At 37.8% G+C, this 22865-nt stretch carries 26 protein-coding genes; 9 read left to right on the top strand and 17 right to left on the bottom strand.

From position 1 onward, the window contains the following. Window positions 1-144 precede the first annotated feature (144 nt). Both fbp and METEV_RS01415 read left to right on the top strand, forming a co-directional pair. Window positions 145-1257, top strand: a complete 1113-nt coding sequence (gene fbp, locus METEV_RS01420) for a fructose-1,6-bisphosphate aldolase/phosphatase (protein ID WP_013193781.1) — start codon at window positions 145-147, stop codon at window positions 1255-1257. 80 nt (window positions 1258-1337) lie between these two features. Further along, the gene (locus METEV_RS01415; RefSeq protein WP_013193780.1) at window positions 1338-2285 is read left to right on the top strand and encodes a nucleoside recognition domain-containing protein; all 948 of its coding nucleotides are present in this window, start codon (window positions 1338-1340) and stop codon (window positions 2283-2285) included. A gap of 55 nt (window positions 2286-2340) precedes the next feature. Here METEV_RS01415 and METEV_RS01410 read toward each other — a convergent pair whose 3' ends face one another. The 15 genes from METEV_RS01410 to METEV_RS01340 form a co-directional block, all read right to left on the bottom strand. After that, window positions 2341-2694, bottom strand: coding sequence for a F420H2 dehydrogenase subunit FpoO (locus METEV_RS01410; protein ID WP_013193779.1), 354 nt, complete (start codon window positions 2692-2694; stop codon window positions 2341-2343). 13 nt (window positions 2695-2707) lie between these two features. Next, window positions 2708-4156 (bottom strand): NADH-quinone oxidoreductase subunit N, encoded by a 1449-nt coding sequence (locus tag METEV_RS01405; RefSeq protein WP_013193778.1) that lies wholly within the window; start codon window positions 4154-4156, stop codon window positions 2708-2710. Window positions 4157-4158: 2 nt separating this feature from the next. Continuing rightward, a complete protein-coding gene (fpoM, locus tag METEV_RS01400; RefSeq protein WP_013193777.1) occupies window positions 4159-5646 on the bottom strand; it encodes a F(420)H(2) dehydrogenase subunit M in 1488 nt (495 codons plus the stop codon). Continuing rightward, a complete protein-coding gene (fpoL, locus tag METEV_RS01395; RefSeq protein WP_013193776.1) occupies window positions 5646-7646 on the bottom strand; it encodes a F420H2 dehydrogenase subunit FpoL in 2001 nt (666 codons plus the stop codon). Before fpoL ends, fpoM begins: the two co-directional genes overlap by 1 nt. 4 nt (window positions 7647-7650) lie before the next feature. Next, window positions 7651-7965: a F420H2 dehydrogenase subunit FpoK gene (gene fpoK / locus METEV_RS01390; RefSeq protein WP_013193775.1), complete on the bottom strand. Its 315-nt coding sequence runs from the start codon at window positions 7963-7965 to the stop codon at window positions 7651-7653. After that, on the bottom strand, window positions 7962-8222 hold the full coding sequence (gene fpoJ / locus METEV_RS12815) for a F420H2 dehydrogenase subunit FpoJ (protein ID WP_013193774.1): 261 nt from the start codon (window positions 8220-8222) through the stop codon (window positions 7962-7964). Before fpoJ ends, fpoK begins: the two co-directional genes overlap by 4 nt. After that, complete coding sequence (locus tag METEV_RS12810; RefSeq protein ID WP_013193773.1) at window positions 8212-8529, bottom strand: NADH-quinone oxidoreductase subunit J; 318 nt, start codon at window positions 8527-8529, stop codon at window positions 8212-8214. Before METEV_RS12810 ends, fpoJ begins: the two co-directional genes overlap by 11 nt. Window positions 8530-8548: 19 nt before the next feature. After that, a complete protein-coding gene (gene fpoI, locus METEV_RS01375) occupies window positions 8549-8980 on the bottom strand; it encodes a F420H2 dehydrogenase subunit FpoI (RefSeq protein WP_013193772.1) in 432 nt (143 codons plus the stop codon). Window positions 8981-8986: 6 nt separating this feature from the next. Then, a complete protein-coding gene (fpoH, locus tag METEV_RS01370; RefSeq protein WP_013193771.1) occupies window positions 8987-10048 on the bottom strand; it encodes a F420H2 dehydrogenase subunit FpoH in 1062 nt (353 codons plus the stop codon). A gap of 5 nt (window positions 10049-10053) precedes the next feature. Beyond that, window positions 10054-11187, bottom strand: coding sequence for a F420H2 dehydrogenase subunit FpoD (gene fpoD / locus METEV_RS01365; protein ID WP_013193770.1), 1134 nt, complete (start codon window positions 11185-11187; stop codon window positions 10054-10056). 8 nt (window positions 11188-11195) lie between these two features. Next, window positions 11196-11672: a F420H2 dehydrogenase subunit FpoC gene (fpoC, locus tag METEV_RS01360; RefSeq protein ID WP_013193769.1), complete on the bottom strand. Its 477-nt coding sequence runs from the start codon at window positions 11670-11672 to the stop codon at window positions 11196-11198. 3 nt (window positions 11673-11675) lie between these two features. Beyond that, window positions 11676-12245, bottom strand: coding sequence for a F(420)H(2) dehydrogenase subunit B (gene fpoB, locus METEV_RS01355; protein WP_013193768.1), 570 nt, complete (start codon window positions 12243-12245; stop codon window positions 11676-11678). Then, window positions 12230-12625, bottom strand: a complete 396-nt coding sequence (gene fpoA, locus METEV_RS01350; protein WP_013193767.1) for a F420H2 dehydrogenase subunit FpoA — start codon at window positions 12623-12625, stop codon at window positions 12230-12232. Before fpoA ends, fpoB begins: the two co-directional genes overlap by 16 nt. A gap of 266 nt (window positions 12626-12891) precedes the next feature. Beyond that, entirely contained in the window at window positions 12892-13395 is a 504-nt protein-coding gene (locus METEV_RS01345) for a hypothetical protein (RefSeq protein WP_013193766.1), read from the bottom strand. Window positions 13396-13409: 14 nt separating this feature from the next. Then, complete coding sequence (locus METEV_RS01340; RefSeq protein ID WP_013193765.1) at window positions 13410-13829, bottom strand: DUF22 domain-containing protein; 420 nt, start codon at window positions 13827-13829, stop codon at window positions 13410-13412. A 140-nt stretch (window positions 13830-13969) separates the two neighbouring features. On the opposite strand from METEV_RS01340, the gene METEV_RS01335 reads away from it, so the two are divergent. The 7 genes from METEV_RS01335 to METEV_RS01305 all read left to right on the top strand — a co-directional run bounded on the left by METEV_RS01335 (window position 13970) and on the right by METEV_RS01305 (window position 19911). Then, window positions 13970-14185 (top strand): 4Fe-4S binding protein, encoded by a 216-nt coding sequence (locus METEV_RS01335; RefSeq protein ID WP_332258418.1) that lies wholly within the window; start codon window positions 13970-13972, stop codon window positions 14183-14185. Further along, a complete protein-coding gene (locus tag METEV_RS01330; RefSeq protein ID WP_013193763.1) occupies window positions 14185-15465 on the top strand; it encodes a phytoene desaturase family protein in 1281 nt (426 codons plus the stop codon). Before METEV_RS01335 ends, METEV_RS01330 begins: the two co-directional genes overlap by 1 nt. A gap of 27 nt (window positions 15466-15492) precedes the next feature. After that, window positions 15493-16506 (top strand): 7,8-didemethyl-8-hydroxy-5-deazariboflavin synthase subunit CofG, encoded by a 1014-nt coding sequence (gene cofG, locus METEV_RS01325; RefSeq protein ID WP_232216871.1) that lies wholly within the window; start codon window positions 15493-15495, stop codon window positions 16504-16506. Window positions 16507-16557: 51 nt separating this feature from the next. Further along, window positions 16558-17649 (top strand): 7,8-didemethyl-8-hydroxy-5-deazariboflavin synthase subunit CofH, encoded by a 1092-nt coding sequence (gene cofH, locus METEV_RS01320; RefSeq protein WP_013193761.1) that lies wholly within the window; start codon window positions 16558-16560, stop codon window positions 17647-17649. Between the two features lie 28 nt (window positions 17650-17677). Next, the gene (gene cofC, locus METEV_RS01315) at window positions 17678-18301 is read left to right on the top strand and encodes a 2-phospho-L-lactate guanylyltransferase (protein WP_013193760.1); all 624 of its coding nucleotides are present in this window, start codon (window positions 17678-17680) and stop codon (window positions 18299-18301) included. A 207-nt stretch (window positions 18302-18508) separates the two neighbouring features. After that, window positions 18509-18682, top strand: a complete 174-nt coding sequence (locus METEV_RS01310; RefSeq protein ID WP_013193759.1) for a 4Fe-4S binding protein — start codon at window positions 18509-18511, stop codon at window positions 18680-18682. Continuing rightward, complete coding sequence (locus METEV_RS01305) at window positions 18679-19911, top strand: NAD(P)/FAD-dependent oxidoreductase (protein WP_013193758.1); 1233 nt, start codon at window positions 18679-18681, stop codon at window positions 19909-19911. The genes METEV_RS01310 and METEV_RS01305 overlap by 4 nt, the downstream gene beginning before the upstream one ends. 8 nt (window positions 19912-19919) lie before the next feature. Here METEV_RS01305 and METEV_RS01300 read toward each other — a convergent pair whose 3' ends face one another. Beyond that, window positions 19920-21359, bottom strand: a complete 1440-nt coding sequence (locus tag METEV_RS01300; RefSeq protein WP_013193757.1) for a TrkH family potassium uptake protein — start codon at window positions 21357-21359, stop codon at window positions 19920-19922. 19 nt (window positions 21360-21378) lie between these two features. Next, window positions 21379-22713 (bottom strand): Trk system potassium transporter TrkA, encoded by a 1335-nt coding sequence (trkA, locus tag METEV_RS01295; protein ID WP_013193756.1) that lies wholly within the window; start codon window positions 22711-22713, stop codon window positions 21379-21381. Between the last annotated feature and the right edge of the window lie 152 nt (window positions 22714-22865).

Here is a 22865-nt window from a genome sequence, read left to right as displayed (position 1 = left end):
TCATATCAACCTTTTGGTAAACTAAAAACATATATAAAAACATAACACCAGAAAATATTTAATCAGTTCCGAGAGTTTCAAATAACATCCATACTTTAGTTTAGGATAAATTTTGCAATTAATACCTTATTGGAGGTGAAGGTTATGGAAACAACTTTTAGTGCAATTAAAGCAGATGTAGGCAGTGTAGCCGGACATCACGTTGTGCCCGAAGAACTTGAAGAAAGTGCTATATCAGTTCTTGAAGAGGCAAAAGGAAAAGATATATTTGATTACTTTGTTACCCACTGCGGTGATGACCTTGAACTTATCATAACCCATGACAAGGGTGAAGATAGTGAAGAGGTCTATGAAATCGCTTGGAACGCATTTTTAAAGGCTACTGAAAAGGCAAAAGAACTCGGATTGTATGGTGCTGGACAGGACCTTTTAAGTGACGCTTTTTCAGGAAACATCAAAGGTATGGGCCCTGGTATTGCAGAAATGGAGTTTAAAGAAAGAAAAAGTAATCCTGTATTTACTTTCATGATGGACAAAACTGAACCAGGTGCATTCAATCTGCCAATGTATAAGATATTTGCTGACCCGTTCAACACCGCTGGCCTGGTGCTTGACCCGAATATGCACTCTGGATTTGTTTTTGAAGTGTGGGACATCAAAGAAAGTAAAAAAATTAATTTCTACTGCCCGAATGACCTCTACGACATGCTTGCTCTTATAGGTGCCAAAAGCAGATATGTAATCAAAAGAGTATATCCAAAAGAAGATAATCCAAAAGCAACTTCTCAAGAACCTGCTGCTGTAATATCAACCGAAAAACTATCACATATAGCAGGAGAATATGTTGGTAAAGATGACCCTGTTGCAGTTGTCAGAGGTCAATCAGGACTGCCTGCTGCCGGTGAAATACTTGAACCGTTTACTCACCCAGAACTTGTCAGTGGATGGATGAAAGGCTCTCACAACGGACCACTGATGCCTGTACCGGTGGAAGATGCTACACCTACAAGATTTGATGGACCGCCAAGAGCTATATGTCTTGGATTCCAGGTCAAAGACGGTATGCTGATAGGTCCGGTTGATTCATTTGCAGACCCGGCATTTGATAAAACCAGAGAAAAAGCACATCAAGTATCTGATTATATGCGGGCACATGGTCCATTCGAACCACACCGCCTCCCTGAAGAAGAAATGGAATATACTACACTACCTGATGTCATGGAAAAAATCAATCACCGTTTTGAAGATATGGATTAATACTTATTCCCATATCTTATCCTTTTTTCATATTACAAACCAGTTAATTTAATTTATTCTTCTATCAATAAGATTACTGTATGAATTATTATCTGGACCTGTTCGTCCGAGTTCTTGATTTTGCAGTACCTGTACTTGTAATTATATTTATAGGAATATTTGGCAGTGGGGTGCTTATTGAAAAGGGACTGATGCAAAAGTTATCTCGTTTTGCACGACCAATATTCAAATACACCTATCTTCCAGAAACCTGTGCCTCATCGTTTCTGGTAGCTCTCGGTTCTTCAGTTGCTGCAAATACCATGATTGTAAAACGCCAGGACGATGGATGCTTGAACAGAAGAGAGGTATTACTCTGTTCTCTCATGAATAGTACTCCCGCATACATCAGGTCGATTTTTACCTATCAAATACCTATAATGCTACCTGCACTTGGTGCCGTGGTTGGAAGTTTTTACGCTTTTGTATTTATCATAACAGCAATAATAAAAATTATAGTCGTCGTGGTTGCAAGTAGGTTATTTCTTGTAGAAAACCCCTGTAAGGTTTCTGATACTCCTGAAACCGAAAAAGTATCTTTAAAAACCGCCTTATTGAGGTCTTTAAAAAGAGAGAAAAAATTGTTCTTAAAAATTGCAGTTATTTATTTGGTAATGACCACTCTTGTATTTGCACTCAGAGACCAAGGAGCATTTGAAGTTTTTAGCGTTTTGCCCCTTGCCGAAATTTTTGGACTGCCATCTGAGAGTATAGTACCTTTGACATCTTATATAGCAAGCCCAATACTGGGTGCATCCATTCTTGGACCCATGATACACAGTGGAAGTATAACATATCTGCAGGCGATGATTGTTCTCATGGTAGGGAGTATGTTTATGCTACCACTACTGGGTATAAAAAATATGGCTCCAAGATATGTTTCTATTTTTGGATTCCGTCTTGGTCTGGGTATCGTTACCCTGTCAATGTCAATCAGTGTAATGATAAGGTTTATACTTCTTCTTATATTACTAGCAATCGCAGGCTAAAAACTTAATTAAAAAAATAGTTACAGGGATTGATTAACAACCCCTGATACCACTTTTAGTGGTAAGCTTCCTCGAATTTCTCATGATATTTTTCATGGGTTTCATGGCAGGCTTCAAGACATGTTCTGCAGAGATTCATATCTACTTTCTCGACACCTTGCTTGAAAGATGGAATCTGCACCTCTACAGGGTACAACCTTGTTGGCTTACCACACAGATTACATTTCCCACTGGATACACTTAGGATGGATTGGTCCAGTTTTGAATATGTATCTTCTGCAGCCTTGACACATGTCGGACATAGACCTTTACATACTCCCTCAGGATATGTTATTATTAATCTGGGAGCATAAACTCTTACCGGACACAGTGTAGGAAGGCTTTCTCCACATAGTTCACAATCTGCCATTTATTTACCTCCATTATGTTGCGATTAACACTTTTGCTGCTTCCATAGCCCACTGTATAAAGGGTTCTGGCCAGAATCCCAGTATAAGAACACCTACTACTGCGGCTACCAGTGTCAGTGCATATGGAAGAGGCTCTGAAACTCTTTCCCCTTCTGCAGGATAGAAATACATGTACTTTACAACCCTTGCATAGTAGTAAAGAGATATTGCACTATTAAGGATTGCTATTACTGCGAGCCATACAAGCCCTGCTTCAATAGTAGAGGAGAAGAGGACAAATTTACTCATATAGCCGGCTGTCAGTGGTATTCCTGCCAGTGCAAATACAAATATCATCATGGAAAATGCTGATATCGGCATTCTTTTGGCAAGCCCCTTGAAATTCTCCAGATGGTCAACATTTTCTGCTTCCCTATTTTCTGAAAGAATCATGTAACCTACTACTGCTGTAACAAGGAATGCTCCTGCTTTCATAAAGCCGTGAGATAGTATGTAAAACAACCCACCGGTTACTGCCATTGGACTCATTACAACAAAAGCCATGGAAATATATCCTGCCTGAGCAACTGATGAATAGGCAAGCATTCGTTTGACACTGTTTTGTGAAAGAGCTATCACATTACCAAGCGTCATGGTAATTACAGACAGTATTGCAAATGCCATAGTCCACTCGGTCTTAAGAGCCACAAGCGCGATCATGAAAACCTTGAAAGCCGCCACAAATCCCATTTTCTTGGAACCTGCTGCCAGTAGTGAAGATACTACCGAAGGCGAACCCTCGTATGTATCCGGTGCCCACATATGGAATGGAACAAGTGCTATCTTGAAACCAAATCCTGCAACCAGTAAAACAATTGATACAATTCCAAGCGGGGATGATACAAGCATTGCACTGTTCTGGGCTATTTCCGGAATGTTTGTAGTTCCTGCCAATCCATAAACAAAGGAAATACCAAAAAGCATTAGCGCAGAAGACAATGCTCCGATTATAAAGTATTTCATTGCGGATTCAAGTGACTTAAGGTTTCTTCTTTCAAATCCTGCAAGTGCATAGGTGGATATACTCGCAAGTTCAAAGGAAACGAACAACACCAGCAAGTCGTTGGATGATGCTACCATCATCATACCTACTACTGCCAGCAAGACCAGTGTAAAGAATTCCTCTACATGTTCATTGTTTTCTGTATATTTGATGGATGCAACTGAAACCAGTAATGCTACTATCAAGAATACGATTTTAAAAAACTGGGAAAGCGCATCAACTGTCAGTGTTCCTGAATACATTACTGCATTTGCATCCAGATTCATTAGCGTTAAAATCAAAGATGCAGCAAGCCCTGCTGATGCAAGGTATCCCAGTACCTTCTTTGATTCAGTATTGAGGAATACTCCAATCATCAATACAACCAACGCAGTCGCAACTACTGTTAACTCGGGTGCAAATAACGTTATACCATTCAATATTACACCCCCGCAACAGATAATAGACTGACAATATGTTCTGAGTTCGTTATCATCATATCAAGCACCGGGTTAGGGTTCAATCCAAAGTATATCACAAGCAATGAAATCACTGCCATTGACAAACTCTGGTAATTGGTAAGATCTTTTACATCTCCAAGTTTTTCGTTATATAATCCAAACATCGACCTTTGCATAGCCCAAAGATGATAGGCTGCTGTTATAACAATTCCTATCATAACCGCCAGCACATAACCGGGGAGATTCACATAACTGGAGGTCAATACCAGAAACTCCGCAACAAATCCGGTAAGGCCCGGAAGTCCGAGTGATGCCATAAAGACAACCACCATTATTAATGCAAGTTTTGGCATCTTCTTTGAAAGACCGCCCAGTTGATTGATTATTCTGGTTCCAGCATTGGTCTGAATCACTCCAACCGACATAAACATCACACTTAAAATCAGTCCGTGTGAAAACTGCTGGAACATTGCTCCTGATACAGAAAGCGAAACAAGACCTGCTGAACCAAGAACTACAAATCCCATATGACTTACACTGGCAAAGGCAATCATCCGTTTGAAATCTCTCTGGGCAAGTGCCACAAATGCTCCGTAGATAATACTTGCAGTCCCAAGCAATGCCATGATAGAAATCATCAGGTTAGGTGTTCCTGTAAACGGAAGTATTGGAAGCATAATTCTGAAAAGTCCATAGCCTCCGATTTTTAAGAGTATGAACAATACATTGCCTGCTATCGGTGATTCAGTATATGCATCCGGAAGCCATGAATGGAACGGGAATGTCGGTATTTTTACTATAAACCCGAACAGGAGCGCGATAAATATTGCATCTTTTACCAGTGGAGCTTCAAAAGACTGGAACTGGGTTAACAATTCCTGTATATTAAACGTTGGACTTCCTGTCTGGCTCCATGCAGTAAAATACAGGGCAAATATTCCCAGCAGCATTACCAGTGATGCCACATGTGTATAAATGAAGAATTTGATAGCTGCAAATTCTTTGTTTGGACCTCCCCACTGGCTTACCATAAAGTAGAGAGGTATAAGGGTCAGTTCCCAGAATACGTAAAACAGGAAGAAATCAAGAGCTGCAAATACACCTATGACTGCTCCCTGCATTGCAAGAATCAAACCAAAGAATCTGTTTGGATAGGATTTTTCTTCATTCCATGAATAGATTATCAAAAATGGAATTACAATTGCATTGAGCAGTATCAATGGCATTGATACACCATCAACACCTACCGAGTAGGTTATTCCCAGTGAAGGTACCCATTTTGATATTTCCACAAATTGTAAACTGGCTATACTGCTGTCGAAATTCATGTACATATACAGCGCAAGAACCAGAGATATAACTGAGCCAGTCAGTGCAGTTGTTCTTGCCTGTTCTTTCGTTTTCGTGAAAAATGTTATTACTGCAAATATTAACGGTATCAATATCAACATTGATAAAACAGGCAACATTAGATTACCTCCATGATTATTTTAACCAGTATTGCCAGAAGACTTACACCTGCAATTATCGCTGTTGCGTAGTTCTGGACAACTCCTGTCTGGACATGTCTGAACATATGTCCTGCTTCAGTAAGAGCTGAACCTATTGCATTTACAATCCAGTTAATACCTCTGTCTATATGATACAATGCAAGTGATACTCCTTCGTAGACCACTTTTATTGCAAAACCTTCAGTAAGTATCTCGTTCTGATAATATCTGTTGTATACCAGTTTGTAAATTGGATTGTTTCTGGACACACTGAAATCCAGAACTCTGAGGTAATATATTAGATACGTAATCAAAAGACCCGCTACTGCGAGTATAAGAGGCAACCACAGAATTATTAGTGGTTCATGACCCGCTTCATGTAGTAGCTCATAGTTACCAAGACTTGCAGCAAGTTCATTCAGATTCATGTTTATGAAATTGAACGTATCTCCTAGGAATCTGGAAAACGTTCCTGTTGTAAACATTCCAAAGAATAGCGAAAATGCTGCAAGAATAACCATAGGCACAGTCATGGATGACGGTGATTCGTGTCCATCATAATCAGTTCTTGGTTTACCTGTAAAGGTCATAAACAGTAATCTGAATATATAAGCTGATGTCAGGAACGCCCCAACTATGGCAAATATGTATGGAAGCCAATTATGGCTGTGTTCTCCGAAAAGGAATGCTGCCTCGATTATAGCATCTTTACTTAAAAATCCACTGGTACCTATAATCGTACCGGGTATACCAAACCCTGCAAGTGAAAGTCCAGCAATAAGCATTGTTATTGCAGTAATAGGCATTACTTTTCCTACACCGCCGAGTTCTCTCATATCATGTGTTCCTACTGCATGAATCACACTTCCAGCACTCAGGAAAAGCAGTGCCTTAAAGAATGCATGGTTGATTAGATGGAATATTGAAAGACCTACTGCCTCCATTCCGATAACTGCACCCATTCCAAGTCCAAGCATCATGTATCCCAGTTGACTGATGGTGGAATAGGCAAGCACACGTTTCAGGTCGTTCATAACTATAGCCATGGTTGCTGCAAACAATGCGGTAAATCCACCAAGATAAGCAATGACTATTAGTGTATCCGGTGCAGAGATAAACATCGGGAAGGTTCTTGCAACAAGGTAAACACCAGCAGTTACCATGGTTGCTGCGTGAATCAGTGCAGAAACTGTGGTAGGACCTTCCATAGCATCCGGAAGCCAGACATGGAGCGGAAACTGTCCGGATTTACCTACTGCTCCACCGAAAAACAACAAGGTTATCAGTGTAAGATGACTAACTTCAAATCCAAAGATTTGAGCGCTCATCCCTGCTATTTCAGGGATATGGTTAAACATTTCAGTAAACTGGAGCATATAGGCATTATCAGGGAATCCGTTAAAGATTGCAAACAAATCCGAAAACAGGATTATGATACCTGCCAGAAACATTACGTCTCCTATTCTGGTGGTCAAGAAGGCTTTCTTTGCTGCTGATGCAGCCGATGGTTTCCCATACCAGAATCCAATAAGCAAATATGAGCTTAAACCTACAAGTTCCCAGAATACAAACAGCTGCAAAATATTGTCCGATAGTATCAGACCAAGCATAGAACATGTAAATAATGCAGTCTCTGCAAAATATCTGGGTTTGGATTTGTCATGTTCCATATAGCCTACTGAATAAATATGAATCAGTAAACTCACAAAGGATACCATCGTCAGCATTACTGCCGCCAGTGGGTCAATTAGAATACCCAGATTGAAAGCTCCGAACCAGTCAACAGATTGAGCTACAATCTGATCCGGATTTTGAAGCAGATTTAATGTTATTAGCAAAGATATAACAAATGATAACGCTATTGCTCCTATCGGAACCAATGCACCGCCTGCATACATCTTCTTACCTAAAAAGAATGTTATCACAAAAGCCAGTGCCGGTAATAGTGGTATTAAAAAAGCAAAATCACCTATAGGCATATCATTACCACCTCAATATATTAAAGTCATTAAGATCTATCCGGTTTTTCATTCTATAAACAGCCATAAATATTCCAAATCCTATCGCTGCTTCAGCTGCTGCCAGTGCTATAGTAAACAGTACAAATACCTGTCCTGTAATATCATTGTTATAACTGGAAAACGCTACAAGATTGATGTTCGCCGAATTGAGCATGAGTTCCACACACATCAAAAGGCGTACACCGTTTTGTTTGGTCATTACACCCAACAGACCGATAGAAAACACTACCGCTGAAAGGATTAGGTAGAATGGCAACGGAATTGCTGGCAATATCATTTACTATCAGCTCCTCTGCCCATATAAAAAGCACCTATAAGTGCCGATAACAATACTATAGCCATGATTTCAAAGGGTACTACATATTTGGTAAAAACCGATACACCTATCCGTTCTATATTACTCTGGTCTTCTGGGGTTTGGGGGAGCTCTTCTACTGTGTCCCAACCTGTTCCAATTACTGAAACACCAATCATGCCCAGGAATAATAGAACTACCAGAAGTGCTACTATAACGTTTATAATTTTACCTAACATATGGACCCCTTCCTGATTCTGTTTTTGTCAACATAACACCAAATAATATCAATACACCTACTGCTCCTACATACACAAGCACCTGGACTACACCAAGGAACTGGGCATTAAGCAGGATATATAATCCAGCTACACTAAACAATGAAACAATAAGTGAAATTGCAGCTCTGACTACATCCCTTGATACTATCGTCAGTAGTGAAAATAGTATAATAATTAGGGAAAGCAAAGCGAATGCTCCAAACCTTGCAATGGTAGTCAGGTCATCGAAAGTAAAAGACGTTAAATAATCTAAAATTGCTACCATTTTTTCACCGCCCTTTTAATTATTTCTCCAATTCTTCTTCGTTATATTCATCTTCTCCAATATCTACTTCCCGTGCAAGTTCATCAGGTGTAAAAAGTAAATCTTCATGATTCCACTTTACTACACCGGAAGTGTAAATTTTAGAACTTGAGAGAGCATCCTGAGGACATTGATCAATACATAATCCACAAAACATACAGTGTCCAATATCAATTTCAGGGAACCATCTCTGTTTATCGCTTGTTTTACTTACTCTTGATCTTACAATCTTGATTGCGTTATTGGGACACGTATTGGCACAAATACCACAACCTATACATTTGCTTTTATCAAGTACCTGAAGCCCTTTGAACCTCTCAGGGATACCTCTTGATTTTTCTTCAGGACACATTATGGTTACAGGAGGTTGGTATATACTTTTGATTGCCTTTACAATATTTTCTAATACCATACTATTTCACGCTCCAAGGAACAGGCCAAGTGCTATTGCCCATATTAGGTTTACAATTGATAATGGTATAATCCTCTTCCATCCCAGGTCTACTACCTGATCGATTCTGAATCTTGGAACTGCCCATCTTAACAGTATGATAAAAGCCAGAACTATAGCGCTTTTACCCAAAAATACCAGCGTCGGCATAATAAATCCTATTACAGGAATGGATGTCAGTAGTCCAAGACCTGGAAGGTTCCATCCTCCCAAAAAGAGCAATACAACCAGAAATGAACCCAGTACCATATGTATATATTCAGCAAAGAAACCGAGACCAAACCTCATACCACTATATTCGGTTATCCATCCTGCAACAACTTCCTGCTCTGCTTCTGTCTGGTCAAACGGAAGTCTACCAAGGTCACCCATTAGAGCCACGAAAAACACGAAAAATCCAATCGGTTGTAAGATAACGTTCCATATTGTCTGATTTTCGACGATTTCTATAATATTTAACGACCCTGTGGTTATTGCAACGGCTATTATACTAATACCAAACGGTATTTCATAACCAACCATTCTTGCAAAATTACGGAATGCACCGAGCAATGCATACTTGTTGTTTGAACTGTATGCAACCATGAATACACCGATAATTGATATCGATGAAACTGCTTCTACATAGAGTATACTGATATCCATATCAGTCACAACAAGTGGATATGCAACACCATTTATGACAATCGCTCCAATAGGTATTGCTACAAGCATTAAAAAAACAGATACCATCAGGAATATGGGTGCTGACCTGAACATAATACTGTCAGCTTTTCTGGGTACTATGTCTTCTTTTGTAAACAATTTGATGGCATCCGCTATCAACTGGAAAATTCCTATAGGGCCTACTCGACATGGTCCGATTCTGAATTGAACATCAGCTGATATTTTTCTTTCAAGCCATACAGCAGCCATTGCACTGACGAATATAAAACCTATCAAAGACAGTCCTAAATATCCCCTTATCCAGGGATTGGTTAAATATTCCAGTAAAAGGTCATATGAACCTGCTATAATATCCATCACCATAGTTTTCACCTGTCCACTTCACTTGTACATCCATCCATACTTCCAGCAATAGTGTTAACATCTGCCACATAAACTCCTCTCAAAACCGGCGGAAGAGCCTGTAATGTAGGATATGCTGGACCTCTAACTTTTACACGATAAGGTTTATCAGAACCATCTGAAACCATATAAATTCCCATTTCCCCGCGTGGATTTTCTACTCTGTTGAAGACTTCACCTTCTGGTACTCTCATTGTAGGTGTTCTTTTTCCATAGGGTGTATTTTCAGGGAATATAGGACCATCTGGAATCTGGTCCAGTGCCTGTTCGATTATATAGATACTTTCACGGATTTCATTAAGACGCACCATAATACGTGCATAAGAGTCCCCTTCCTTTTGTGTACATACCTTGAAATCAAGGTCATCATAAACAAGGTAAGGTTCATCTTTTCTGATATCAAATGGTACTCCCGTTGCACGGAGTACAGGTCCTGCTACTCCAACTTCTTTAGCAACTTCTGGGCTTAAAACACCTACACCAACTGTGCGGTCTTTGTAAATAGTATCCGACTTTAAAAGTCTTTCATATTCATCAAGAACAGTTGATTTGAGTTGTTCCATTGTCCTTGTAAACTTATCCTTGAAACCGGGCGGCAAGTCCTCGCGCACACCCCCAAATTTCAGGAAAGTATGTGTTATTCTTGCTCCTGTTATACTATCAAGCAACGAAAGTACATTTTCTCTTTCCTTGATGGTGTACATAAACATTGATTGGTATCCGATAAATTCAGAAAATTCACCAAATCCTAATAAATGACTCTGAATCCTTGATAATTCCTCTGTTATTACTCTGATGTATTGAGCCCTTTCAGGAACTTCAATCCCTGCAAGTTGTTCAACACATCCGCAAAATGCTTCTTCATTACTCAACGCACCCAGATAGCACATTCTGTCTACAATCGGTATACCCTGTAAATAGGTTTTACTTTCAAGTATTTTTTCTATACCTTTATGAATAAAACCAAGTTCAACCTGAGCATCTGTTACAGTTTCTCCTTTGACTTTCAGATTAAGTCTGAATGGTCCAGGTTGTGCCGGATGCTGAGGACCTATATGAATTAACATTTCTGTTGATTCTAATTCTTCTAATTCGTCCATATTATCCCTTACACCAGATTTTTGGCTGTTTTTTGTGGAAATCCTTCATAATCCTTTCTTAGAGGCCAATCTCCAAGCAAATCTTCTGGAAGAACAAGCGGTTTAAGATTAGGATGATACTTGAACATGATTCCAAATAATTCATAGGTTTCTCTTTCATACCAGTTAGCATTCCAGTAAACATCGACAATGGATTCAATCACAGGGTCATCCCTGTTTAATCTTGCTTTTAAAGCCAGTATTACTGGATGCTCATAGGATGCTATATGATAGACCACTTCGAATTCATTCCTTAATATATAATCTACTCCTGATTCACAACATAGGTGGTTGAAATCAAGGTCATTTTTAAGATATTCACAAACTTCTTTTACATGGTCTTTGTCTACATATGCTGTTACCCGGATATCTGATTTAACAGTGGCATCAGATATAGCTTCAGGAAATGTGCGGGATAATGAATCGACAATTGTTTTTGCATCCATTGGTTAAGCCTCCCCGTACATTGCGGCGTTATCTTTCTTAGCAGTGATTTTTTTCTGCAACTCTACAAAACCCTGTATTAATGCTTCTGGTCTGGGTGGGCAACCCGGTATATAGACATCGATAGGGAATATTTCATCGATGTTTTGTACAGTGCTGTAGGATTCATAAAAAGGACCACCGCTAATTGCACAATCACCCATTGCAATTACCCATTTGGGTGATGGCATCTGTTCGTATACTTTTTTGAGAGCGGGGAAATACTTCTTAGTCACATAACCACTGATAATCATAACATCAGCTTGTCTTGGAGAGTTTCGGGGTATTATCCCAAACCTATCAGTGTCGTAGTGTGCACATCCTGTGGCAATCATTTCCACACCACAACAACCCATTGGCTGGGTCATAAACCAAAGTGAATTTTTACGTCCCCAATTAATAATATCCTGAACTTTTGTTTTTTTCAGGAATTCGCTGATTGCATTACTGTTAGTTGTTATTACTCCGGGTATTTCAAGTTCACCCGAAGGTTTTCCAGCATCATTATTTGTGTTGGTATTCATTTCGTTGACCATTGTAGGGCCCCCTTCTTCCATTCATAAATAAATCCAATAACCATGATTACTATGAATGCCAAAATTGCTGTTGTTGCTATTGATGTTATTCCATGACCCCTATAAACCGTAGCCCATGGGTATAAAAACAGTATTTCTACATCAAAAAGAACGAACGCAATTGCATAAATATAGTATTCAACATTGAATTGTATTCTTGCATCACCAGTTGGATCTGATCCTGATTCATAGGTTGTAAACTTTTGTTTTGATTTACTTCTGGGACTCAGAAGTTTAACAATAAGCATTGTTATCGGTGGCATTACAACACCTACAATCAGAAAGATTGCAACTGGGACGTAACTGTTGATTATGCTACTGGTGTCTATTATCTCTGGCATAGTAACTCACCTGATGATATTCATTCTTGACAAGTTGTTTGTATATAATTATTTCCAATATTAATCTCTATATCTTTAAAATTCGTTTAACTCAAATTATAATAGGGATATATAAGGCTTTTAAACATTATTTAAATTAATTATTATGATTAGCACATGACCTATTGTTTAGTATCCAAAGGATAACTAATTTAAAGATTTTTCTATATCTGGATACAAATGATTCTAAAAAATGGAATAAAACAGAAAAAATTGAAATAAAAGTATCAAACCAATTTGGGAGAATAGAATTTTTTTATAAGTGCTTCACAATTTGAACAGGTTATGACAAACCACTCCCCTATTGAGTTAGTTGTATATTTTTCAAACAGTGAGGCACAGCAATTTGGACATACATAATATTCTTTAAAATAGTAATGATAGAATTCCGGATTGTTTTTCAGCCACTCAAGAACTACATGCATGTGTTCAAAATAACGCTGCTTTGAAGGATGAGTTGTATATTCTAATGCATCCTTTGCCCTTGCATCTATTTTTTTGGTATAATCTACTGAATTATTTGTTAATCTCTTGTAATCAGATATATATCTGGTAGTCCTATATAAATAATTAAGAAAGTTATCATAGGCTTTGGGTGTGTTATTATATATAGTTTTTAGAAAATATTCTGTCATTACATCTTCCAGAATGTCAACACATGCAGTACATATATTGTAACCTTCATACTGCTTTGAATCCTGTTCCTGACCACATATGATGCAATTCTCCATTTAATAAACCCCCGTTAATCAACTTTTTCCGGTTTTGTAGCCTCGCGTGTAAACATTATCGGAAACAGATTCAATACCCCCAAAAGGTCTCCTTCTCTTATATGTCCCGTTTCCTGTCCGATTACATAGGCACTATCAATAACCCGTTCTTTATCTACTGGTACATTCCCCTCTTTTGCACCAATTTTTAGAACGGAAGCTACTGCATGCTGTGAAAAAATACACGGCATTGCTACCATATCAGGTTCTACATTAATATCCTTTACATCGATTTTTTTAAATTCCCCCGATCTTATACTCATATCTTCATTTGCTATTATCATTTCCCATTTTGCACGGGTAGCCATTGTGAATTCATATGATGATGCTTTCACTTTGGTGGAATTTAGTTCACCATTTTTACGAGATACAACCTGTATAACCTGTGTTGACATTCTATCACCAAATTAGGTTGGGACTTCGCTATTATATATAGTTTACTGTAATTTATCATGAATTATCATGATATCAAAAAATAAACTAAATTTTATGCAAATATAAATAACTCCTTTTATATTAGAAGCATAGTCAATTATTGGTTGATATAATTTTAATCAACGACAATTTGGAAGATGTTACTGGTGAATTTGCCATGAAAATAAACGATAAGTGTGTCGGATGTGGACAATGCGCAGCTATTTGTAAAAATGATGCAATTCAAGTATGGGGAAAAGCAAAAATAACACAGAATTGCACAAATTGTAAAATTTGTTCCTATTACTGCCCGTTAAATGCCATAGAGGTGACATAATGAAGACTATTGTTGTAGGTTCAGGTCTTGGTGGTTTGCTTAGTGCAGCATATCTTGCAAAAAGTGGACACGATGTTGAAGTTTTTGAAGCTTTACCCTTTACAGGAGGGCGGTTCACAAATATCGATTATAAAGGTTTCAAACTTTCAACAGGTGCACTGCACATGGTTCCACACGGTGATTCAGGACCGCTTTCCCAGATGTTAAAAAAACTGAATGCTGATGTCAATATTGTTACTTCCAATCCATCCTCTGTTATACGCATGCCTGCAAATGATAATGATACCGACTATAAAAATGGGTTCAGGGACATGGCTTTTCATGACTTTAAAGTACCATTTTCATTAATAAACAGAATAAAAATTGCTTTCCTTGCTTTTACAACCAAATACTTTCCCCCAAAAAAAGGAACATTTGATGACTGGATTAAACATCATATTAATGAAAAATGGGCTACAAGAATCGCCAACTCATTCTGTGGGTGGTCTATAAGTCTTAAAAGCTCGGATGTATCAGCAAAAGAAGTTTTTGAAATCATTTCAAATTTGTACCGCTATTCAGGACCCGGTGTTCCAACGGGCGGGTGTAAAGGTATTACAAATGCTCTTGTAGAGATAATCCAAGAAAATGGTGGGAAAATATATACCGGTAAAGAAGTTACTGAAATAATCACATCTAATAATCATGCTAAAGGTGTTGTCGCTGACGGAGATAAATATTATTCAGACCTAATTATAAGCGATATTGGACATATAGAGACCAACAGACTATGTAAAAACGTTACAGAAACTGAAGAATATGTCCAATATAAAAACCAGTTACAGAATATAAAATCATCTGCAGGTATTAAAATATCATTAGCATGTGATGAACCTTTAATAGGTCACGGTGGAGTGGTTCTTACTCCATATTCAAAACGAATAGATGGAATGAATGAAGTAACTAATGTGGACAAAACCCTTGCTCCTGAAGGAAAACATCTTGTTATGACGCATCAATGTTTGCGGTGGGACAGACTTGATGATATAGAAGAGGAAATTGAACTTGGCCTGCAAGATATAAGAGACATATTTTTAAACAAAGATTATGAAGTTTTAATGGTGCAGTCCTATCATGACGGGTGGCCTGTCAACAGGTCGGCATCCAGCCAAGATTTATCCAACAAAACACCTATATCCAACCTCTATGTAGTGGGCGATGGTGCTAAAGGAGAAGGTGGTATAGAAATAGAAGGTATTACACTGGGTGTTTTAAATACAATGGATATGGTTTTATCCTGAACAGTTGTAATTAAACTTATGTATCTGATGTTCAATCATTCTTTAACTATGCCTATACCTGAATTTGTTACCTACTGCAGGAATGTATTTATTCCGGTGACCAATATTTGTAGAAACAGGTGTGGATACTGTGGTTTTAGACGTGACCCCGATGATCCTCAGGCACAGCTCATGTCTGTGGATGAAATCATCCCAATATTAAAAAAAGGATATGAATCCGGATGTACTGAAGCCCTTTTTACTTTTGGAGAGTCAGCAGAAGAAGTACCTGAATACAGATACTGGCTCTATGAAATGGGTTATAGTTCTACTGTAGAGTATGTGATGGAACTATGTGAAACTGCTATTGATAATGGACTGCTGCCTCATACCAATGCTGGTGTTCTTGATAAAAAACAACTGACAATGCTAAAACCATTAAACGCCAGTATGGGACTGATGCTTGAGACAATATCCAAACTTGATGCACATGAAAATAGTCCCGGAAAAATTCCAGAAAAAAGAATTGAAACTATTAAATTAGCAGGCCAATTGAAAATCCCCTTCACAACCGGTATCCTTGTAGGTATCGGGGAAACAGCAAATAATAGAATTGAATCATTAAATGAAATCAAAAAACTCCATGAAAAATATGGACACATACAGGAGGTCATTATTCAGAATTTCACCCCAAAACCCGAGACACCCATGAGTAATTACCCCTCACCATCACTATCAACCATCTCAGAGACTGTCTCTTATGCACGGGAGATACTTCCTGATGATGTTACGATACAGGTTCCTCCCAATTTAACAGACCCTTATCTTCTAATAAAAAACGGTGCCAGTGATTTGGGCGGTATATCCCCTACAACCATCGACTGGATAAACCCAGAATCTGAATGGCCCGATATAGTAGAACTTGAAAACATAATACCCGATATTCCATTAAAGGAACGTCTTCCCATACATCCAAAATATATACAAAAAGGCTGGTACAGTGACCGGTTGAACAAAATTATAGACAATCTTGCCGATGAGAATGGTTATCGTAAAACTTAAATTAAGGTTTTATTTTGACAATCAAAGCAATAAAAAAACAAAGATGGTTAAATGGTAATCGAATATTCCTGTATTCCTAATGATATTGTACATAGAGCCAGAAAAGGTGAATGTACAAGAGAGGACGGAATTTATCTGTTCAATGTAGAACCGTTTGAACTCTTTTCACTTGCTGACAGACTGCGTTATGAATCCGTAGGAAATGATGTCACCTATATTATCAACCGAAATATCAACTTTACCAACCAGTGTGAAGGTACTTGTGGGTTCTGTGCATTCAGAAACAGCAGCGAATCTGGGTATATCTATTCAATAAATGAAATTACGGAAAAGGTTAAAGATGAAACCGGGTTGTATCTGACCGAGATATGTATACAGGGCGGATTGCTTCAGGATGTTGACATTGATTTTTACAAAAACATACTCGAATCTGTAAAAAAAGAAGCTCCAGATATACACATACATGCATTTTCACCAATGGAAATATACCATCTATCTAAAATAAACAACCTTAGTGTTAAAAAAACACTGCAAGAATTAAAAAACAGTGGTCTTGATTCAATGCCCGGTACTGCTGCAGAAATACTTTCTGATAGAGTGCGTGAAATAATATGTCCGGATAAACTGACTACTGATGAATGGATAAACGTTGTAAAACTTGCCCACAAAACAGGCATACCAACTACTTCCACCATGATGTATGGACACATCGAAACTCTTGAAGAACGTATAGACCACATATTAACAATCAGAAAAATCCAGGAAGAAACAAATGGAATTACTGAATTCGTGCCTCTTCCTTTCATGCTTTCAAACAATCCGATTGGAGAACAGATAAAAACAGAAGGCAGATTTGGTACAACAGGTATAGAAGATTTAAAAATCCATGCTATTGCACGAATACTTCTTCATGGATATGTTAATAATATACAGGCAAGCTGGGTGAAACTCGGTAAAAAACTTGCCCAGGTTGCACTATATCATGGTGCCAATGACCTCGGAGGCACTTTGATAGAAGAAAGTATTTCTAAATCCGCGGGTTCCAAAGAAGGTGAATTTGTTTCTCCTGATGAATTTAGATGGCTTATTGAAAGTGCAGGAAAGAATCCAAAACAAAGAGACACTTTATACCAGATTGTATAATTACCAAAAAAAAATATCCTGATTACAAATGAGAGCCGTTATCCCATACAAAAAAACGAAGGCAAAATCAAGGCTTTCATCTGTTTTAACACTCAAAGAGCGTGAAGAATTTGTAGAAAGCATGTTAAAAGATGTTGTTAACACACTTTCAGATGCTCAAATAAAAAATATAGATGTGTTGACCACAACTTCAAACAGTATACCTGATAACCTTGATGTTAAGGTTATTACAAGCGAACACGGATTAAATGAAGCTATTAATTCTTATTTGAAAAACATACAAGAACCAGTACTTATTATTATGGCTGACTTGCCGCTTGTTAAATCAAACCATATAACAGATATTATCAATACAAAAAAGGATGTAGTTATTGTTCCGGGAAAAGGAGGAGGTACAAATATACTTTATCTGAAAAAACCCGAAAAGTTTACTGTTAAATACTATGGTTCAAGTTTTCTTACCCACTGTAACATCGCAAAGAAAAACCTGAATGCAGTGGAAATATACGATTCATTTCTGGCAAGTACTGACATAGACGAACCGCATGACCTTGTAGAAATTTTATTGCATGGTCAGGGATTATCCAGAAAATATATAGAAAAAAAATTTGAAATCGATGATTCCAGAGGCAGGTTAAAACTTAAATGTTAATAACAAAACATCTTTCCTTAAATGTATAAAATAAATAATTATTTTACTGCTTTGTAACATCAATTAATTTATATGTCAAAACTGTGTACAGGATACAACATACCGATAAAATTATTTGCTCATACTGGACAATAGAAAGTAACAAAAATTATATTACAAATTGAGCTTTTAAATATTATAAAATTTAGATAAACAGGTGAATTATCATTGAGTATCAATGTTAACAGATACAAATGCGGTTATTGCGGTGCATGTGTAGGAGTATGCCCTGAAGGTGCACTTGAACTTGTAGAAACATTTATTGAAGCAGACAACAAATGCACTGGATGCGGACTCTGCGCCAAAATATGCCCTGTCGGCGCTATTGAGGTGGTCAGATGAAAAACCAATATGATGTTATTGTTGTAGGAGCAGGTCCAGGTGGGTCTATAGCAGCAAAAACCGCTGCAAAAAACGGTCTTGATGTACTGCTGATTGAAAAACGCCAGGAAATCGGTGACCCTGTTAGATGTGCTGAAGGGATAGGTAAAGAAGGATTGAAGCATCATATTGAACCAGACCCAAAATGGATATGTGCTGATGTTAAAGGTTCAAGGATATATTCACCAAACGAAACAGTTGTTGAAATGTCTGAAGAACTTTCCGGCGGAGAAGTTGGATATGTACTGGAAAGGAAAATCTTTGACAGAGAACTTGTAAACCAGGCTGCTTCATATGGTGTAGATGTCATGGTCAAGACAAGAGCAACCGGGCTTATAAGTGAAAATGGATATGTCCGCGGAATAAAAGCCATTTATCTTGGTGAAGAATATAATTTTTATTCAAATATTGTAATCGGCGCTGACGGAGTTGAATCAAAAATAGGCAGATGGGGAGGTATTGATACCTCACTAAAACCATCCGATATAGAAGTCTGTGCACAGTATCTGATTGGAAATATTGATACAGACCTTAATTTCTGTCATTTCTATCTTGGAAATGAAATCGCACCTTCAGGTTATATATGGGTATTCCCAAAAGGCGAAAAACTGGCAAATGTAGGAATAGGAATACTGGGGAGCCGTTCTGGTAAATACAGAGCTATAGATTTGCTTTCGGATTTTGTCAAGCAGAAATTCCCCGAAGGAAAAATACTTGAGCTTGATGTGGGCGGCGTACCAGTAAGCGGTACAATAGACCAAACCATTGCTGATGGACTTATGCTTGTAGGCGATGCTGCACGTCAATCCGATCCGATCACAGGTGGAGGACTGGTTAATGCAATGGATGCTGGTGAAATTGCAGGAAATGTTGCCTATGAGGCGATTTCTGCAAACGATGTATCCACAAAAATGCTGCAGAGATATGAATCACGATGGCGTAAAACAATTGGTCAAGATATTGACAATGATTTGATTGTGAAAAATAAATTTGTCGAATTTACAGACGAGCAACTAAATACTTTTGCACACTCACTTCAAAATGTTAATTTCAACACCATGAACCTAAAAGAACTTTTATATGTATTATTCAAGGCTAATAAAAGGCTTCTTTGGGACTTGAGAGTGCTGTTTAAAGAATATACAAAGTATAACAAAAAATCTCAATGGGAATCAGAAATAAAATCTTAATTTTCTAGTTACCATTTTTTCCAGTATTCAGGTGTTAGCATTACAAACACGGTGAAGATTTCAAGCCTCCCCATCCACATATTCCCTATAAGGGCTACTTTACCCAATGCAGGAACAACATCAAAGTTATCCATTGGTCCAACAGCCCCCAATCCGGGACCAATATTGCCAAGTGTTGCTATCGATGCAGTTATAGAACTTACAAGGTCCATTCCAAGTAAACCCAGTAGAACCGAACTTGCTGCAAATATTAAAAAATATATCGCAATAAAGGATATAACTGATTGCATAATATCTTCCGGAACACTTTTCTTATTAAATTTTATTCTTGTAACTGCTCTCCTGTGGATTACTTTGAATATTTCTCTGCGGCTATATTTTAACATTAATAGCCATCGAACCATTTTAGGACCTCCGGCTGTTGAACCTGCACATCCCCCAGCAAACATAAGAATTAGCAATATCATCTGTGCAGAATGAGGCCAGGCAATAAAATCTGTTGTCGCATATCCAGTAGTTGTTATAATAGTAAGAACCTGAAAAGCTGCATACCTCAATGATTCAATAATCGGTATATTAATATCTCTCCAGAGTATAAGAGTCAGCAATGCTATTGCAGAAAAAATAACAAATGAATAGAACTTAAACTCATCATCTTTTATCAAACTCTTTCTGCTTGCATATAGTGTTTTATAATGAAGTGCAAAGTTTGCTCCCGAAATAAAGATAAAAACCATTATTATTGTTTCTACGAGAGGACTACCAAATGCTTCAATACTTCGTGCATAAGGAGAGAAACCACCACACGAAACAGTAGTAAAAGTATGGGTTACAGCATCATAAACTGATAGTCCTGCAAGTTTTAAGGCTATTGCCTCGGCAATTGATACCACTAAATATACCATCCACAATATTTTAGAGGTTTCTCTTATTCTGGGTTTAAGTTTATCTTCCTGAGGTCCTGGAACCTCTGCTCTAAACATCTGCCTGCCTGCAACACCAAGTTTTGGAAGTATGGCAATGAACAATACAATAATCCCCATGCCTCCAAGCCATTCAGTCATATTTCTCCAGAAAAGGATTCCTTTGGGATGAGCTTCAATATTAACAAAAACTGTAGAACCTGTAGTTGTAAATCCAGACATGGATTCAAAAAAAGCATTCAATGGAGTTACGCCATCCAACATATAAGGAATCGAACCAAAAATTGCAGCAAACAACCACCCCAATGCAACAATCGCAAATCCTTCCCTATGATGCCATTCATCTTCTGTAGACCTGAACAAAAATAAAAAAACTGTTCCAACAAGTATGGTCATTGTGATAGCCACTGTAAATGGCTCGATGGGTTCCCCATAATATAAAGCCACAAATAGAGGAATAATCATAATAAATCCAAGAAGTAAAAGCAATCGTCCTATAATATTAAAAATTATATGAACATTCATGTTATCCCTATAAAACATCTTATTTGAATAGCTTTTCCACATCTGTTACTGCCGATGGCAACGAGAATATAAGTACACGATCTCCATCTTCGATTACATGATCACCGCGTGGTATAAATGGTTCATTACCATGTATGACCATACTCACAATCGCTCCGCTTGGGAACTTGATGTCTTTTAAAGGTTTTCCTGTGATTTTAGAGTTTTTATATGCGATATATTCTATGATTTCGGCTCTTTCACCTTCAATTGTTGTAAGTGCTTCTATACCTGTGCCCATTGATAATTTCATAACTTCATTAATTGTTGCTTGTTTCGGACTTGCGGCAAGATCCACTCCTACCATTTCAAACAATGGGCTATACCCAGAACGCTCCACTCTTGCAATAACTTTACCTACACCAAATTGTTTTGCAAGAAGTGCTGACAGCAAGTTTTTTTCATCGCTGTCCATAACCGAAAAAACTGTGTCCATGTTACTTACTTCTTCTTCTTTAAGAAGGTTTACATCAGTTCCATCGCCATTAATCACCAGCACTTCTGGCAGAACATCTGCTATATATTCACATCTTTTCTTATCATGTTCGATTATTTTTATTTTTATACCACTTTTTTGTGCAATTTGTGCAAGATGAAATCCAACTTTGCCTCCACCTATAATCATAACTTTATTAACATTTTGACCTATTTCACCAAATATCCCGCGTATACTCTTCATTTCATCTGTTTTACCAATAATAACCACGTGGTCTCCAGAATTTATAGCATCGTCACCATGAGGTATTATCACCTCTCCTCCTCTAAAAAGAGCACTTATAATACAGGATTCACTAAGTTGCAGGTTTTTAACCTGTTTTCCCACAATTTCGGTGTTGTCTTTTGCGACAAATTCAATCATTTCAACTTTGCCGTCGGCAAAAAATTCAGCATCAATTGCAGAAGGTATAGAAAGCACTTCCGCTACTTCAGAAGCCATTGCAAGTTCAGGACAAATCATGGTGTCAATACCGATTTGTGTACGTCTTGCTACAGGTTTATCTATATAATCAGGGTTGCTTACTCTTGCCATTGTTTTTAACGGCTTTTTACTTTTAGAAACCAATTTTGCAGCCATACAGGAAACAATATTAACTTCATCAGAACCTGTTACCGCTACCAAAAGGTCTGCATTGGTAAGAACCTGGGTGAGTAGTCTGACATTGGCACCATTGCCCTGTATTACCTGTAAATCCAACTCATCTGCTCGTTCACATGCTTCATCATCCCTGTCTATAATGATAACATCATTGTTTTCATAGAGAGAATTTGCAATATGATACCCTACTTCACCTGCTCCAATTATTACAATTTTCATGAATATACCCTCAAATAAGCAAGAAATAGAGGTATATAAAATTAAGGGATAACAATTCTACCTATAATCAAAATAGGTATAAAATTTACTAATTTGTTGGAAAATTAATGAGTATTGGCAAGAGAAAAAGGAAGAGTTGTGGTTTTAGCAAA

Source organism: Methanohalobium evestigatum Z-7303, from assembly GCF_000196655.1.
Classification (GTDB): domain Archaea; phylum Halobacteriota; class Methanosarcinia; order Methanosarcinales; family Methanosarcinaceae; genus Methanohalobium; species Methanohalobium evestigatum.
The sequence above is the reverse complement of the archived record's forward strand: the minus strand, read 5'-3'. Positions and strand labels throughout refer to the sequence as shown.

Bases quoted from the DNA above. Each gene is read 5' to 3' on its own strand.
- fpoD (WP_013193770.1), bottom strand. From the start codon at position 11,187: ATGGACGAATTAGAAGAATTAGAATCAACAGAAATGTTAATTCATATA.
- fpoM (WP_013193777.1), bottom strand. From the start codon at position 5,646: ATGTTGCCTGTTTTATCAATGTTGATATTGATACCGTTAATATTTGCA.
- cofH (WP_013193761.1), top strand. From the start codon at position 16,558: ATGGTAATCGAATATTCCTGTATTCCTAATGATATTGTACATAGAGCC.
- fpoA (WP_013193767.1), bottom strand. From the start codon at position 12,625: ATGCCAGAGATAATAGACACCAGTAGCATAATCAACAGTTACGTCCCA.
- METEV_RS01410 (WP_013193779.1), bottom strand. From the start codon at position 2,694: ATGGCAGATTGTGAACTATGTGGAGAAAGCCTTCCTACACTGTGTCCG.
- fpoL (WP_013193776.1), bottom strand. From the start codon at position 7,646: ATGCCTATAGGTGATTTTGCTTTTTTAATACCACTATTACCGGCACTG.
- fpoI (WP_013193772.1), bottom strand. From the start codon at position 8,980: ATGGTATTAGAAAATATTGTAAAGGCAATCAAAAGTATATACCAACCT.
- METEV_RS01340 (WP_013193765.1), bottom strand. From the start codon at position 13,829: ATGTCAACACAGGTTATACAGGTTGTATCTCGTAAAAATGGTGAACTA.
- METEV_RS01345 (WP_013193766.1), bottom strand. From the start codon at position 13,395: ATGGAGAATTGCATCATATGTGGTCAGGAACAGGATTCAAAGCAGTAT.
- METEV_RS01330 (WP_013193763.1), top strand. From the start codon at position 14,185: ATGAAGACTATTGTTGTAGGTTCAGGTCTTGGTGGTTTGCTTAGTGCA.
- METEV_RS12810 (WP_013193773.1), bottom strand. From the start codon at position 8,529: ATGGTAGCAATTTTAGATTATTTAACGTCTTTTACTTTCGATGACCTG.
- fpoB (WP_013193768.1), bottom strand. From the start codon at position 12,245: ATGGTCAACGAAATGAATACCAACACAAATAATGATGCTGGAAAACCT.
- METEV_RS01305 (WP_013193758.1), top strand. From the start codon at position 18,679: ATGAAAAACCAATATGATGTTATTGTTGTAGGAGCAGGTCCAGGTGGG.
- cofC (WP_013193760.1), top strand. From the start codon at position 17,678: ATGAGAGCCGTTATCCCATACAAAAAAACGAAGGCAAAATCAAGGCTT.
- fpoK (WP_013193775.1), bottom strand. From the start codon at position 7,965: ATGATATTGCCAGCAATTCCGTTGCCATTCTACCTAATCCTTTCAGCG.
- fpoH (WP_013193771.1), bottom strand. From the start codon at position 10,048: ATGGTGATGGATATTATAGCAGGTTCATATGACCTTTTACTGGAATAT.
- fpoJ (WP_013193774.1), bottom strand. From the start codon at position 8,222: ATGTTAGGTAAAATTATAAACGTTATAGTAGCACTTCTGGTAGTTCTA.
- METEV_RS01415 (WP_013193780.1), top strand. From the start codon at position 1,338: ATGAATTATTATCTGGACCTGTTCGTCCGAGTTCTTGATTTTGCAGTA.
- cofG (WP_232216871.1), top strand. From the start codon at position 15,493: ATGTTCAATCATTCTTTAACTATGCCTATACCTGAATTTGTTACCTAC.
- METEV_RS01300 (WP_013193757.1), bottom strand. From the start codon at position 21,359: ATGAATGTTCATATAATTTTTAATATTATAGGACGATTGCTTTTACTT.
- fbp (WP_013193781.1), top strand. From the start codon at position 145: ATGGAAACAACTTTTAGTGCAATTAAAGCAGATGTAGGCAGTGTAGCC.
- fpoC (WP_013193769.1), bottom strand. From the start codon at position 11,672: ATGGATGCAAAAACAATTGTCGATTCATTATCCCGCACATTTCCTGAA.
- trkA (WP_013193756.1), bottom strand. From the start codon at position 22,713: ATGAAAATTGTAATAATTGGAGCAGGTGAAGTAGGGTATCATATTGCA.